A 12,952-nucleotide genomic window follows, 5' to 3' on the forward strand; every position below is an offset into this window, starting at 1 on the left:
GAAAGCGAGATCATGGCAACGCCCGCGCATGTCGCGATCATCATGGATGGAAACGGACGCTGGGCCAAGGCGCGCGGCATGCCGCGGCTCGCCGGCCATCGCGCGGGCGTAGAAGCACTGCGCAAGACGGTGCGCGCCGCGCCCGATCTCGGCATTTCCTACCTGACTGTCTATGCCTTCTCTTCGGAAAATTGGTCGCGGCCGAAATCCGAAGTCAGCGACCTGATGGGTCTGTTGAAGCTGTTCATTCGCCGCGATCTCGCCGAACTGCACCGCAGCGGCGTGCGCGTCAGGATCATCGGCGACAGGGCAGGGCTGCAGCCCGATATCAGGCTCCTGCTCGAAGAAGCCGAAGCGCTGACGTCGGCCAACGAGGCGCTGACGCTGATCATCGCCTTCAACTACGGCGGACGCGACGAGATCGTGCGCACGGCACGCAAGCTTGCCTCGGCCGTCGCGCGCGGCGAGCTCGACAGCGAGGCGATCACCGCCGAATCCTTTGCCGGCTGCCTCGACACACAAGGCATTCCCGATCCCGAACTGGTCATACGCACCAGCGGTGAGCTTCGCCTTTCCAACTTTCTTCTGTGGCAGGCTGCCTATAGCGAGCTTGTTTTCCTGCCCTGCTATTGGCCCGATTTCAGCCGAGAGCATCTCGCCGAGGCCTTGCGCGAGTTCGCCGGGCGCGAACGCCGTTTTGGCGGCCTGGATCCGCAAGATATCGCTTCGCGGCCGGCCGCGGGATGAGCAATCTCCAGCTTCGCGTTCTTTCGGCGGTCGTGCTTGCCATCGCGACGCTTGGCCTGACCTGGCTCGGCGGCCTGCCGTTCCGGCTGCTTTCAGCCGCGATTTCGGCGGTGATCTTCTACGAATGGACGCGCATGTCCCGCCCCTCCGGGACGACCAGGCTGGGTTTTTTGCCGGAAGCGCTGCTGCTGGTGTTCCTCGGTGCCATGATCGCCGGCCTACCAGCCTTGTGGCTGCTGCTGCTGATGGCTGCACTGGTCGCCGTCACGGCCATTGCCGCCCAACTGCGCGGGGCCGGGCAGTGGGATGCGTCCGGCCTTGCCTATGCAGCCGTCTCGGGTCTTTCCCTTGCGCTTCTGCGTGACGGCGACCATTCCGGCCTCGTCGCCATCCTGTTCCTGTTCGCGGTGGTCTGGGCGACCGACATCTTTGCCTATTTCGTCGGCCGGGCCGTCGGTGGCCCGAGGCTGGCGCCGTCCATCTCTCCCGGCAAGACGCGAAGTGGCGCGCTCGGCGGCGCCGTGGGCGGGGTCGTTGCGGGGCTCATCCTGGCCGTCGCCGCCGGTGCGGGCAACCTGCCAATGCTCGGTCTCGTCGCGCTCGCGCTTTCAATCGTCTCCCAGGCTGGCGACCTCCTGGAATCCTGGATCAAGCGCCGCCACGGCCGCAAGGATTCGGGCGCGCTCATTCCGGGCCATGGCGGCGTCATGGACCGTGTCGACGGGCTTGTCGCGGCGGCTTTCGCCCTATACGTCATCGGCTGGATTTCGGCGGGCGCCGATCAGCCGGCACAGGGGCTGTTTCCCATTTGAACGGCATCGTTCCACGATCGATGCGGGCGCGCCTTGGATTCGCCTGGATTGATGTCACAGTCGCGGCGCAACGGTGTCGCGGAAGAACTGAGGATTTGAGTTGAACGAGATTCTTCACGCGATCTTCGGCATGGAAGGCTTCCTTCTCGGCACGCTCGTGCCCTTCCTGTTCGTGCTGACCGTGGTCGTGTTCGTCCACGAGATGGGCCACTATCTCGTTGGCCGCTGGTGCGGCATCGGCGTCAGGGCCTTTTCGATCGGTTTCGGCCCGGAACTCTTCGGCTTCAACGACAGGCACGGCACGCGCTGGAAGCTCTGCGCCATACCGCTTGGCGGCTATGTCAAATTCGTCGGCGACATGAACGCCACCTCCAGCCAGCCGTCGACGGAAGAGATCGAAACGCTGACCGACGAGGAACGCAAGGTCGCCTTTCACACCCAGCCGATCTGGAAGCGGGCGGCGACGGTGGTGGCCGGGCCGCTGTTCAATTTCCTGCTGACGATCGTCGTCTTTTCGGTGCTGTTTTCAGCCTATGGCCGCTATGTCGCGGAACCCATGGTGGCCGAGGTGACCGCCGGCAGTCCGGCGGCGAAAGCCGGCATCCTGCCCGGCGACCGCTTCGTCAGCGTCGACGGCAGCAAGATCGAAACCTTCGGTGACGTCCAACGCCTGGTTTCGGGCCGGGCCGGCGACAGCATCACCTTCGTCATGCTGCGCGACGGCAAGGAAGTGACCGTGACGGCCACGCCGCAGCTGATGGAGCAGCAGGACGCGCTTGGCAACAAGGTCAAGGTGGCCGTGATCGGCGTCGTCAACAACCAGGAACTCGGCCAGCCCAGGCTGATCACCTACAGCCCCGCCGGCGCGTTGACCGCGGCGGTGGAGGAAACCGGGCACGTCATCCAGCGCACCGGCCAGTTCCTGCAGCGCTTCGTCGTTGGGCGCGAGGACAAGTGCCAGCTCGGCGGCCCTGTGAAGATCGCGGACATGGCCGGCAAGGCGGCGAAGCTCGGCTTCGAATGGCTCGTGCAGCTCGTTGCGCTTCTGTCCGTGGGCATCGGCATCCTCAATCTTTTGCCGATTCCCCCCCTCGACGGCGGCCATCTCCTGTTCTACGGCGTGGAGGCCGTCATCCGCCGGCCGGTGTCGGAACGGATGATGGAAATGGCCTATCGGGCCGGTCTGCTTCTGGTTTTGGGCTTCATGGGTTTCGTATTCTGGAACGATCTGTTTGGATGCTGAAATCATGAAGAAATTTGGCTTCGGCATGGTCGATGTTGAGACGCCGTTTACCATGCACGGGGATATGAGTGACGCGAAAGCCACGCACCAGGGTTAAGTAAATACAAATTAACCAGAAGCCTTGCGTGTAGGGAAAATCCGGTTAATACGGTACGAGAAATTACCGCACGTCCGGTTTTCTCGCCGTGGGGACTACGAGAAAAGGTTATTAAGCCCGATGAAGGCAGCATCCAAGTTTTTGAGCGCCGCTTCCGCGGCAGCCCTGTCCGCGGCTTTGGTCGTGCCAGGTGCGCTCGCAGTGCAGTTCGTTGCCACATCGGCGGCCGAAGCCGCTGTCGTCAGCAGGGTGGAGGTGAGCGGCAACCAACGTGTCGACGCCGATACCATCCGCAATTACATCACCATCAAGCCGGGCAAATCCTTCTCCAGCTCCGACATCGACAGCGCGGTCAAGGCGCTGTTCGGAACCGGGTTGTTCTCGGATGTGCAGATCAATCAGGTCGGTTCGACGTTGGTGGTCAAGGTTTCCGAGTACCAGGTCGTCAACCAGGTGCTGTTCCAGGGCAACAAGAAGCTCAAGGACAACGCGCTTGCGGCTGCCGTGCAGTTGAAGCCGCGCGGCACGTTCTCGCAGGCGGCGCTCGACGCCGATGTAGAGTCGGTCAAGGCCGCCTACAGACGTATCGGCCGTGACGATGCCGCCGTGACCACCGAGGTCATGCAGCTCGGCGACAACCGCGTGAACGTGGTCTTCCATGTCAATGAAGGTGATCGCACGCAGATCGCGGCGATCAATTTCGTCGGCAACAGCGCTTATTCGAGCCGCCGCCTGTCAGATGTGATCACGACCAAGCGCTCGTCCTGGGTTTCGTTCATCCTGCGCGACGACGTCTATGACGACGACAAGCTGCGCGCCGACCAGGAGCTGCTGCGGCGCTTCTACTACAATCACGGCTATGCCGACTTCCAGGTCGTGTCCGCCGTCGGTGAGCTCGACAACGCGACCAACAAGTACACGGTCACCATCACCGTGCAGGAAGGCGAGCGTTATACGTTCGGCGACATCAGCGTCGAAAGCACGATTCCGGAAGTCGACTCGAAGGCGCTGGAATCGGTGGTCGAGACCCACAAGGGCGACGTCTACAACGCCAAGGACGTCGAGGACACCATCATTGCCCTGACCGAGAAGGTGGCCGGCTCCGGCTACGCCTTCGCGCAGGTCACGCCGCGTGGCGACCGCAATTTCGAGAATCATACGATTTCGGTGGTCTACACCATCGACCAGGGCACCAAGGCCTATGTCGAGCGCATCGAGATCCGCGGCAATGACCGCACGCGCGACTATGTCATCCGCCGCGAGTTCGACGTCAGCGAAGGCGACGCGTTCAACCAGGTGCTGATCCAGCGCGCGAAGAAGCGGCTGGAAGATCTCAATTACTTTGACAAAGTCGAGGTTTCGACGGTCCCCGGGTCGGCGCCGGACCAGGTCGTGCTGGTGGTCGACGTGGTCGAAAAGTCGACCGGTGAGTTCTCGGTCGGCGCCGGCTATTCGACCGGTGGCGATACCGCCGGTCCGTCCGTCGAAGGATCGATCACCGAGCGCAACTTCCTCGGCCGCGGCCAGTTCATCAAGGTGTCGGCGGGTGGCGGCAAGAACTCGCGCGATTACAGCCTTTCGTTCACCGAGCCCTATTTCCTCGGGCGCCGTATCGCCGCCGGCTTCGATATCTACAAGCGGACCAGGGAATACGACGACTACGACAGCGATACGTTGGGCGCGACGGTGCGCTTCGGCCTGCCGATCACCGACAGCATCTCGACCCAGCTGGCGTATAATATTTCCCGGGAGAAGTATGAGCTGGATGACAGTTGCGACGACAACGGGGACGGTGTTCCCGACTCAGGCTGTGATGTTTCCGAGGCTATCTTGGATGGCATCGATCAAAGCCCGTGGATCAAGTCGTCGGTCAGCTTGGGACTGGTCTACAACACCATCGACGACATGAAGAACCCGCATGAGGGTATCTATGCCACCACAACCGTGGAAGTGGCAGGTCTCGGTGGCGATGCAAAGTTCGTAAAGGTGACGGGACGCGGCAGCGTCTATCAGACGCTGTCCGAGCAGTTCGATCTTGTCGGCCTCCTTTCGGGCGGTGCCGGCCATGTCGAAGGCTACGGAAACGACGGCGATCTGCGCATTTTCGATCATTTCCAGAGCACCGACCGCATGATCCGCGGTTTCGCCTATGGCGGCATCGGCCCGATTGCTTCCGGCACCAGCGGCGATCATCTCGGCGGCACCACCTATTTCAACGCCTCGGCGGAAGCGCAGTTTCCGCTGCCGGTCGTTCCGGAGAGCTTCGGCTTGCGCGGCGCGGTCTTTGCGGATGCCGCCACGCTCTACGGCAGCAAGATCGACGACCAGAGCTTGGTCGATCAATCGTCCACTGGCATGCAATGGCGCGCCTCGGTCGGTGTCGGCCTGATGTGGGCTTCGCCGTTCGGCCCGATCCGTATCGACTATGCGATCCCGGTCAAGAAAGAAGCAAGGGACGACGTGCAGGAATTCAACTTCGGCATATCGACCCGCTTCTGACCGGCGGATGACGATGCTCCCGGATCGTTGAGGTCCGGGAGAAAATGTTCCGATCTAGCTGGATATAGCTTCTGGAATGACCGATCCGGTGTTCTTCGCGCCATCACGCCGGTATACGGCGGGCGAAGTCGCGAATCTGACCGGCTCGGTGCTTGTCGATTCCGGCCAGTCCGGCGTTTTCATCGACGCGCTGGCGCCGGCCAACGAAGGCGGCGAGAATGCACTCGTTTTCGTCGATGGCAAACGCAATTCCTCGCTGATGCCGTCGCTGCGGGCGGCTGCGGTGCTGTGTCCTGCGGAGTTCGCCGGCAAGGCGCCTGCCGCCATCGCCGTCCTTGTGCATCCCCGTCCGCAACAGGCATTCGCGCTGGTCGGACGACTGCTGTTTCCGACAGCGGCGACCCCGGGGCCGATGACCGGTGAAACCGGTATCTCGCCGCATGCCCATATCGATCCGAGCGCACATGTCGAGGAAGGTGCCGTCGTCGAAGCCGGCGCGGTGATCGGTCCTGCGGTGTCCATAGGCGCCGGCACCGTCATCGCGCCTCACGCCGTCGTCGGCCGTTCCTGCCAGATCGGGCGTGACGGCTATATCGGCCCGGGCGCCAGCGTCCAGTATGCCTTGATCGGCAACCGCGTCATCATCCATGGCGGCGCCCGGATCGGCCAGGACGGCTTTGGCTTCGTTGCCGGCGCCAAGGGGCCGGAACGTGTTCCGCAGATCGGCCGCGTCATCATCCAGGACGACGTCGAGATCGGTTCCAATTCCACGGTCGACCGCGGCGCCATGTCCGACACGATCATCGGCCAGGGCACCAAGATCGACAATCTCGTGCAGATCGCGCATAACGTCCGCATCGGTCGCAACTGCATCGTGGCCGGACTTTCGGGTATCTCCGGTTCCGTCGTGGTGGGGGACAATGTCACCATGGGCGGCGGCGTCGGGCTTGCGGATCACCTGACGATCGGGTCGGGAGCGAAGCTTGCCGCGAGAAGCGGATTCATGAGCAATGTGCCCGCGGGCGAGATCTGGGGCGGCTATCCGGCACAGCCGATGGCGGAAGCCATGCGCGAGATAGCCATGCTGCGCAAGCTCGCCAGGACCCGCAAACAGGGCGAGGGGAGCAATGGCTGACATCACCGGGACGACGCTGGAAGCAGTCGACATATTGGGGCTGATGAAGCTCCTGCCGCATCGCTATCCGTTCCTGATGATCGACCGCATCGTCGACATTGATGGCGACGAATCCGCCACCGGCATCAAGAACGTGACCATAAACGAGCCGCATTTTCAGGGGCACTTCCCCGAGCAGCCGGTCATGCCGGGCGTGCTCATCGTCGAGGCGATGGCACAGACTGCCGGGGCCATCTGCATCCGCAGTCTTCGCACTGAAAAGCCGTCGCTGGTCTATTTCCTGACCATCGACAACGCCAAGTTCCGCAAACCGGTCGTTCCCGGCGATCAGTTGAAGATCCATGTCAAGAAAATCAAGAAACGCGGCAACCTGCTTAAATTCGCCTGTGAAGCCCTGGTCGACGGCAACAAGGCCGCCGAGGCCGAGATCTCAGCCATGATGGTCACCGGTGACTGACAATCGAATGCTTATGAAAATCAAGACATCCATCCATCCTTCCTCCGTCGTGGAGGAAGGCGCACAAATCGGCCAAGGCGTCCGCATAGGACCGCTCTGTTATGTCGGCGCAGATGCCGTGATTGGCGACGGCGTCGAACTGGTCAGCCATGTCTCGGTGATAGGCGCGACGACGATCGGCGCGTCGACCAAGGTCTATCCGATGGCGATACTGGGCGGGCCGCCGCAGAACACCAAGCACAAGGGCGGCCGCACCACGCTCGTCATCGGCGAGAACTGCACGATCCGCGAAGGCGTCACCATGCATGTCGGCACCGATACCAGCCGCGGCGAAACGACGGTCGGCGACAATGGCAATTTTCTCGCCTACGCCCACATCGCCCATGACTGCGTCGTCGGCAAGAACGCCACCTTCGCCAACGGCGCGACGCTGGGCGGACACTGCGAAATCGGCGACAACGTCTATATCGGCGGTCTCAGCGCCGTTCATCAATTCGTGCGGGTAGGCGACAACGCTTTTCTTGGCGGGTGCTCGGCTTTTGTGGGTGATGTCATTCCCTATGCCATGGCGGCGGGAAATCGGGCCAGCCTGCGCGGCCTCAACATCATCGGGCTCAAGCGCTCCGGTCTGCCAAGATCCGAGATCTATCTGCTGCGCAGGGTCTATAAGACAATATTCGACCGCTCGCGCACCGTTGGCGAGAACATCGAATTCGCCAAGGCGGAATTCGCCACGTCACCGACCGCCATGAAGATCATCGATTTCATCTCCAGTCGCGGCAAGCGGCACTATGCTGTGCCATCGCTCAAGGGGAGCGATGGCGATGACGGCGATGACGAAGACTGAGGCGGCGGCAGCGGATTTCGTTCTCTCGCCGGGGGCCAGGGTCGGCATCATCGCCGGTGGCGGCAGCCTGCCGGTGGAAGTCGCTCAAGGCCTGGCCGCGCATGGCTACCCGCCCTTTATCCTCTTGATGGAAGGCGAGGCCGATCGCCGGCAGGAGTTGCTGCGATACGAGCACGGCAGCCTTGCCCTCGAGCAGATCGGTTCACTGGTGGCGACGCTGAAGCGCCACGGCATCACTCATGTGATCCTTGCCGGCGAAATCAGACGCCGGCCCCGGCTGACCGACATCCGCCTGAGCCTTGGCTTGCTGGCGATCGTGCCATCGGTGATCATGGCGCTGGCGCGCGGCGATGATGGACTTTTGAAGGTGGTGACACGCGGCCTGGAGAAGCGGGGCATCAAAGTGGTCGGCGCGCATGAGGTCGTTCCCGAACTGGCCGCCGGCGAAGGCACGCTGACCGCGGCGAAACCAAAGCAATCGGACTGGCGCGACATCGAGGCGGCCAGGCTGGCCGCCAAGGCCATCGGCGCGCTTGATATCGGGCAGGCGGCGATTGCGATCGGAGGCCGGGCCATCGCGCTGGAAGGCATCGAAGGCACGAGCGGCCTGCTCGAAAGAGCGCGCGCGCTGCGCGGCCATGGCAGGCTTGCCGGAAAGACCCGCGGAGTGCTGGTCAAATGCGCCAAACCCGGCCAGGAGCTGCGGGCCGACCTGCCGTCGATAGGGCCGCAGACGGTGGAAGCAGCCCATGCGGCGGGGCTTGCCGGAATTGCCGTCGAGGCGGGGCGCTCTCTCATCCTGGAGGGGCCGGCGACGCTGTCGCGGGCGAATGCGCTCGGCCTGTTCATCGTCGGCCTGCCAGCAGGGGAGCCGGCGCATGGCTGACAAGGCGCTGAAGATCGCAATCGTGGCCGGCGAGGAATCCGGCGACCTGCTTGGCGCCGACATCGTGCGTTCGATCAAGCAGTCGACGGGCCGCGAGGTGCAGCTCGTCGGTCTCGGCGGCCGCCATCTGCAGGCGCTCGGGCTGGTCTCGCCGTTCGACGCCGGCGAGATCGCGCTCATGGGCTTCAGCGCCATTCTGCGAGACCTGCCGCGGCTGATGCGGCGGATCGGCCAACTGGCCAGGATGGTCGCGGATGAGAAACCCGACTGCCTCATCACCATCGACAGCCCCGACTTTTCGCTGCGCGTGGCCAGGAAAGTGCGCGCGGCCAACCCCACCATCCCGATCATCCACTATGTCTGTCCCAGCGTCTGGGCATGGCGGCCGGGCAGGGCGGTGGCGATGAAGCCCTATGTCGACCACATCCTCTGCATCCTGCCGTTCGAGGTGAAGGAGCTCGGCAGGCTCGGCGGACCGCCAGGGACCTATGTCGGACATCGCCTCACCCATGACGCGGGCGTGCTCTCGGCAGCCAGGACGCAGGCCCAACCGCGGGATCTTTCGCCGGATCGCCTGAAGACGCTGCTCGTCCTGCCCGGCTCGCGACGCAGCGAAGTGCGGCGGCTGCTCGAGCCGTTTGGGGAGACCGTGTCGATGCTGCGGGCACGCGGGCATCGCCTGCGGCTGATGTTGCCGACCGTGCCGCATGTCGCCGATGTCGTGCGCTCGGCGGTCGCTCGCTGGGACGAGAAGCCCGAGATCATCCTCGACCCTGAGCGAAAGTGGCAGGCCTTCGGCAAGGCTGACGCGGCGCTGATCGCGTCCGGCACGGTTTCGCTTGAACTGGCGCTGTCCGATGTGCCGATGATCTCCTGCTACCGGCTTGACCCTGTTGCGCGCATCGTGGCGCCATATCTCGTTTCGGTCTGGTCGGCGCTGCTACCCAATCTGATATCGGATCGGGCGCTGATCCCGGAATTCTACAACGAGTATGTCAAGCCGAACAATCTGGCCCGCCAACTCGAAGCGCTGTTCGCCGACACAGGCATGCGCAGATGGCAGAAGGACGGGTTCGCCGAGATCGCGCGGCGCATGACAACCGCCAAGCCGTCAGGCGACATCGCCGCGCAGGTGGTGATGGGGTATATCAAGAGAGTGAGTAGTGAGTAGTGAGTAGTGAGTAGGATTACCGCTCTTTCCCTACTGACTACTGACTACTCACTTATTCACTTCTTCCTTTTTACCGCTTCGCGATCGGCACGTAGTCTCGCTCCGGCGCGCCGGTGTAGAGCTGGCGGGGGCGGCCGATCTTCTGGCGCGGATCCTCGATCATCTCCTTCCACTGCGCGATCCAGCCGACGGTGCGGGCGACGGCGAACAGCACGGTGAACATGGTGGTGGGGAAGCCCAGCGCCTTCAGCGTGATGCCGGAGTAGAAGTCGACATTGGGGTAGAGCTTCTTCTCGATGAAATAGGGATCGGTGAGTGCGATCTTCTCCAGTTCCATGGCGATGTCGAGCAGCGGATCGTCCTTGATGCCGAGTTCGCCCAGCACCTCATGCGCGGTCTTCTGCATGATCTTGGCGCGCGGATCGTAGTTCTTGTAGACGCGGTGGCCAAAGCCCATCAGCCGGAACGGATCGTCCTTGTCCTTGGCGCGGGCGATGAATTCCGGAATATGATCGACATGGCCGATCTCGCCGAGCATGTTCAGCGCCGCTTCGTTGGCGCCGCCATGCGCCGGGCCCCACAGGCAGGCGATGCCGGCGGCGATGCAGGCGAACGGATTGGCGCCAGACGAGCCGGCGAGCCGAACGGTAGAGGTCGAAGCGTTCTGCTCGTGGTCGGCGTGCAGGATGAAGATGCGCTCCATGGCGCGCGCCAGGACCGGGTTGATCTTGTATTCCTCGCACGGCACGGCAAAGCACATGTGCAGGAAGTTGGCGGCGAAATTCAGTTCGTTCTTCGGGTAAATGAAGGGCTGGCCGATATGGTATTTGTAGGCCATGGCCGCGATCGTCGGCATCTTGGCGATCAGCCGCATCGACGCCACCATGCGCTGGTAAGGATCCGAGATGTCGGTGGAGTCGTGATAGAAGGCCGACAGCGCGCCGACCACGCCGCACATCACCGCCATCGGATGCGCGTCGCGGCGGAAGCCGGTGAAGAAGCGCGACATCTGCTCATGCACCATGGTGTGGCGCGTCACGCGGTAGTCGAAATCGTCCTTCTGCGCCTTGGTCGGCAGTTCGCCGTAGAGCAGGAGATAGCAGACTTCGAGGAAGTCGCCATGTTCGGCCAACTGATCGATCGGATATCCGCGATGCAGGAGAATGCCGGCGTCGCCATCGATGAACGTGATCTCGGACTCGCAGCTTGCCGTCGAGGTGAAGCCGGGATCGTAGGTGAAGGCGCCGGTGGTGCTGTACAGCGTGGCGATGTCGATGACGTCAGGCCCGACCGAACCACTTCGCACCTTGAATTCGTGCGTCTTGCCGGCGAATTCCAGCTTTGCCGTGGCTTCCTGGGTCTTGCCGCCCAGTTCCCGTCTTGTCGCAGCTTCGGTCATTGCAAACTCCTTCTTGTTTCCTCATGCCGGCAAAGGCAAATTCTGCAAAGCGACACGTCGAAGTCACCGAATGCGCGTATTCGCGACCGCATTTTAGGAAGTGCGTGCCAGATTGGGCCAAGGCTCAATGTTGCACTGCGAAACGCGCCTTTCAATGCCAATCTTCTTGGGCCAGATTGCTCCTAATCGATTTGATCCGCGATGCGCGCCAGGCTCTCCTCGCGACCAAGCACGGCTAGAACGTCGAAGACGCCGGGCGAGGTGCTCTTGCCGGTCAAGGCGGCGCGCAAGGGCTGGGCGACGGCGCCGAGCTTGTAGCCGCCGGCCGTCGCATAGTCGCGGATCGCGGCTTCAGTCGAGGCCGCCGTCCAGTCGCCTGAAACCGCCTCGAGGGCGTCGTGAGCGCCACGCAGGACCTTGCGCGCATCGTCATTGAGCAGCAGGGCTGCCTTCTCGTCGATCGGCAGTGGCCGCGCGGCAAACAGGAAGGCGGCGCCATCGACAAGCTCGACCAGCGTCTTGGCGCGCTCCTTCAGCCCCGGCAACGCTGCCAGCAACTGTGCCCTGTTCCGGTCGTCGAGGCGTGCGGCCATTGCCGGGCCGCCCTCGAGATAGGGCAAGGTGGCGATGAAGATGTCGAACAGCTCGGCATCGCCCATGCGGCGCATGTGGACGCCGTTTAGCGCCTCCAGCTTGGCGAAATCGAAGCGGGCGGCGCCCTTGTTCACATCGCCGATATCGAACCAGGCGATCATGTCCTGGATCGACATGATCTCGTCGTCGCCGTGGCTCCAGCCGAGCCGAGCCAGATAGTTCAACAGCGCTTCGGGCAGGTAGCCCATGGCGCGGTAGGCCTCCACGCCCAGCGCGCCGTGCCGCTTCGACAGCTTGGCGCCGTCGGCGCCGTGGATCAGCGGTATGTGCGACATTGAAGGCACATCCCAGCCCATGGCGTTGTAGATCACGGTCTGGCGGGCGGCATTGGTCAGGTGGTCGTCGCCACGGATGATGTGGGTGACGCCCATGTCGTGGTCGTCAACGACGACGGCATGCATGTAGGTCGGATTGCCGTCCGAGCGCAGGATGATGAAGTCGTCCAGATCCTTGTTGGGAAAGCGCACGTCGCCCTGGACACGGTCATGCACCACCGTCTCGCCTTTGGTCGGCGCCTTGATGCGGATCGCGCCCTTGACGCCAGGAGGCGCCTGCGAAGGGTCGCGGTCACGCCAGCTTCCGTCATAGCGCGGCGGCAGGCCCTTGACCCGCGCCGCGTCGCGCATTGCCTCAAGCTCGGCAGGGGTCTCGTAGCTGTAGTAAGCCTTGCCCATGCGCACCAGCTCCTCGGCCACCTCGCGATGGCGCGGCGCGCGCTCGAACTGCGAGACGGCGTCGCCGTCCCAGGTGAGGCCGAGCCAAGTCAGTCCTTCGAGAATGGCTGCTGTCGCCGCATCGGTGGAGCGCTCGCGGTCGGTGTCCTCGATGCGCAGCAGCATCGTACCGCCGGTGTGCTTGGCGTAGAGCCAGTTGAAGAGCGCCGTACGCGCGCCGCCGATGTGCAGGTAGCCGGTGGGCGAGGGGGCAAAACGGGTGACAACCTTGTCGGACATACAACTCTCGGGAAACGTCTGGAGCGGGGTGCGGATCACACGCACTTTCGCG

11 protein-coding genes are annotated in these 12,952 nt (G+C 63.2%); 9 read left to right on the forward strand and 2 right to left on the reverse strand.

Features of this window, described 5'->3' with window-relative positions:
* Positions 1–12: 12 nt before the first annotated feature.
* The 9 genes from FJ986_RS14025 (at position 13) to lpxB (ending at position 9,894) form a co-directional block, all read left to right on the forward strand.
* Positions 13–747: an isoprenyl transferase gene (locus FJ986_RS14025; protein WP_140674631.1), complete on the forward strand. Its 735-nt coding sequence runs from the start codon at positions 13–15 to the stop codon at positions 745–747.
* Positions 744–1,559 (forward strand): phosphatidate cytidylyltransferase, encoded by an 816-nt coding sequence (locus FJ986_RS14030; protein ID WP_140674634.1) that lies wholly within the window; start codon positions 744–746, stop codon positions 1,557–1,559. Before FJ986_RS14025 ends, FJ986_RS14030 begins: the two co-directional genes overlap by 4 nt.
* 100 nt (positions 1,560–1,659) lie before the next feature.
* On the forward strand, positions 1,660–2,802 hold the full coding sequence (rseP, locus tag FJ986_RS14035; RefSeq protein WP_140525236.1) for an RIP metalloprotease RseP: 1,143 nt from the start codon (positions 1,660–1,662) through the stop codon (positions 2,800–2,802).
* 217 nt (positions 2,803–3,019) lie between these two features.
* On the forward strand, positions 3,020–5,398 hold the full coding sequence (gene bamA, locus FJ986_RS14040) for an outer membrane protein assembly factor BamA (protein WP_140557154.1): 2,379 nt from the start codon (positions 3,020–3,022) through the stop codon (positions 5,396–5,398).
* A 76-nt stretch (positions 5,399–5,474) separates the two neighbouring features.
* A complete protein-coding gene (lpxD, locus tag FJ986_RS14045; protein WP_140525234.1) occupies positions 5,475–6,533 on the forward strand; it encodes a UDP-3-O-(3-hydroxymyristoyl)glucosamine N-acyltransferase in 1,059 nt (352 codons plus the stop codon).
* Positions 6,526–6,990, forward strand: a complete 465-nt coding sequence (gene fabZ, locus FJ986_RS14050) for a 3-hydroxyacyl-ACP dehydratase FabZ (RefSeq protein ID WP_140498686.1) — start codon at positions 6,526–6,528, stop codon at positions 6,988–6,990. The genes lpxD and fabZ overlap by 8 nt, the downstream gene beginning before the upstream one ends.
* A 13-nt stretch (positions 6,991–7,003) precedes the next feature.
* Positions 7,004–7,837: an acyl-ACP--UDP-N-acetylglucosamine O-acyltransferase gene (gene lpxA / locus FJ986_RS14055; RefSeq protein WP_140498684.1), complete on the forward strand. Its 834-nt coding sequence runs from the start codon at positions 7,004–7,006 to the stop codon at positions 7,835–7,837.
* Entirely contained in the window at positions 7,809–8,723 is a 915-nt protein-coding gene (locus FJ986_RS14060) for an LpxI family protein (RefSeq protein WP_140557156.1), read from the forward strand. The genes lpxA and FJ986_RS14060 overlap by 29 nt, the downstream gene beginning before the upstream one ends.
* A complete protein-coding gene (gene lpxB / locus FJ986_RS14065; protein ID WP_140557157.1) occupies positions 8,716–9,894 on the forward strand; it encodes a lipid-A-disaccharide synthase in 1,179 nt (392 codons plus the stop codon). Before FJ986_RS14060 ends, lpxB begins: the two co-directional genes overlap by 8 nt.
* Before the next feature lie 70 nt (positions 9,895–9,964).
* Here the strand turns inward: lpxB and gltA are convergent, their stop codons facing one another.
* Positions 9,965–11,293 (reverse strand): citrate synthase, encoded by a 1,329-nt coding sequence (gene gltA, locus FJ986_RS14070; protein ID WP_140498678.1) that lies wholly within the window; start codon positions 11,291–11,293, stop codon positions 9,965–9,967.
* A 182-nt stretch (positions 11,294–11,475) separates the two neighbouring features.
* The gene (gene gltX / locus FJ986_RS14075) at positions 11,476–12,900 is read right to left on the reverse strand and encodes a glutamate--tRNA ligase (RefSeq protein WP_140557159.1); all 1,425 of its coding nucleotides are present in this window, start codon (positions 12,898–12,900) and stop codon (positions 11,476–11,478) included.
* Positions 12,901–12,952 lie beyond the last annotated feature (52 nt).

It is taken from the genome of Mesorhizobium sp. B1-1-1, from assembly GCF_006442955.1.
Lineage (GTDB): Bacteria > Pseudomonadota > Alphaproteobacteria > Rhizobiales > Rhizobiaceae > Mesorhizobium.

Excerpts from the sequence above, each read along its gene's own strand:
- FJ986_RS14060 (WP_140557156.1), top strand. The coding sequence starts at position 7,809 with ATGGCGATGACGGCGATGACGAAGACTGAGGCGGCGGCAGCGGATTTC.
- bamA (WP_140557154.1), top strand. The coding sequence starts at position 3,020 with ATGAAGGCAGCATCCAAGTTTTTGAGCGCCGCTTCCGCGGCAGCCCTG.
- lpxA (WP_140498684.1), top strand. The coding sequence starts at position 7,004 with ATGAAAATCAAGACATCCATCCATCCTTCCTCCGTCGTGGAGGAAGGC.
- lpxB (WP_140557157.1), top strand. The coding sequence starts at position 8,716 with ATGGCTGACAAGGCGCTGAAGATCGCAATCGTGGCCGGCGAGGAATCC.
- gltX (WP_140557159.1), bottom strand. The coding sequence starts at position 12,900 with ATGTCCGACAAGGTTGTCACCCGTTTTGCCCCCTCGCCCACCGGCTAC.
- FJ986_RS14025 (WP_140674631.1), top strand. The coding sequence starts at position 13 with ATGGCAACGCCCGCGCATGTCGCGATCATCATGGATGGAAACGGACGC.
- lpxD (WP_140525234.1), top strand. The coding sequence starts at position 5,475 with ATGACCGATCCGGTGTTCTTCGCGCCATCACGCCGGTATACGGCGGGC.
- FJ986_RS14030 (WP_140674634.1), top strand. The coding sequence starts at position 744 with ATGAGCAATCTCCAGCTTCGCGTTCTTTCGGCGGTCGTGCTTGCCATC.
- fabZ (WP_140498686.1), top strand. The coding sequence starts at position 6,526 with ATGGCTGACATCACCGGGACGACGCTGGAAGCAGTCGACATATTGGGG.
- gltA (WP_140498678.1), bottom strand. The coding sequence starts at position 11,293 with ATGACCGAAGCTGCGACAAGACGGGAACTGGGCGGCAAGACCCAGGAA.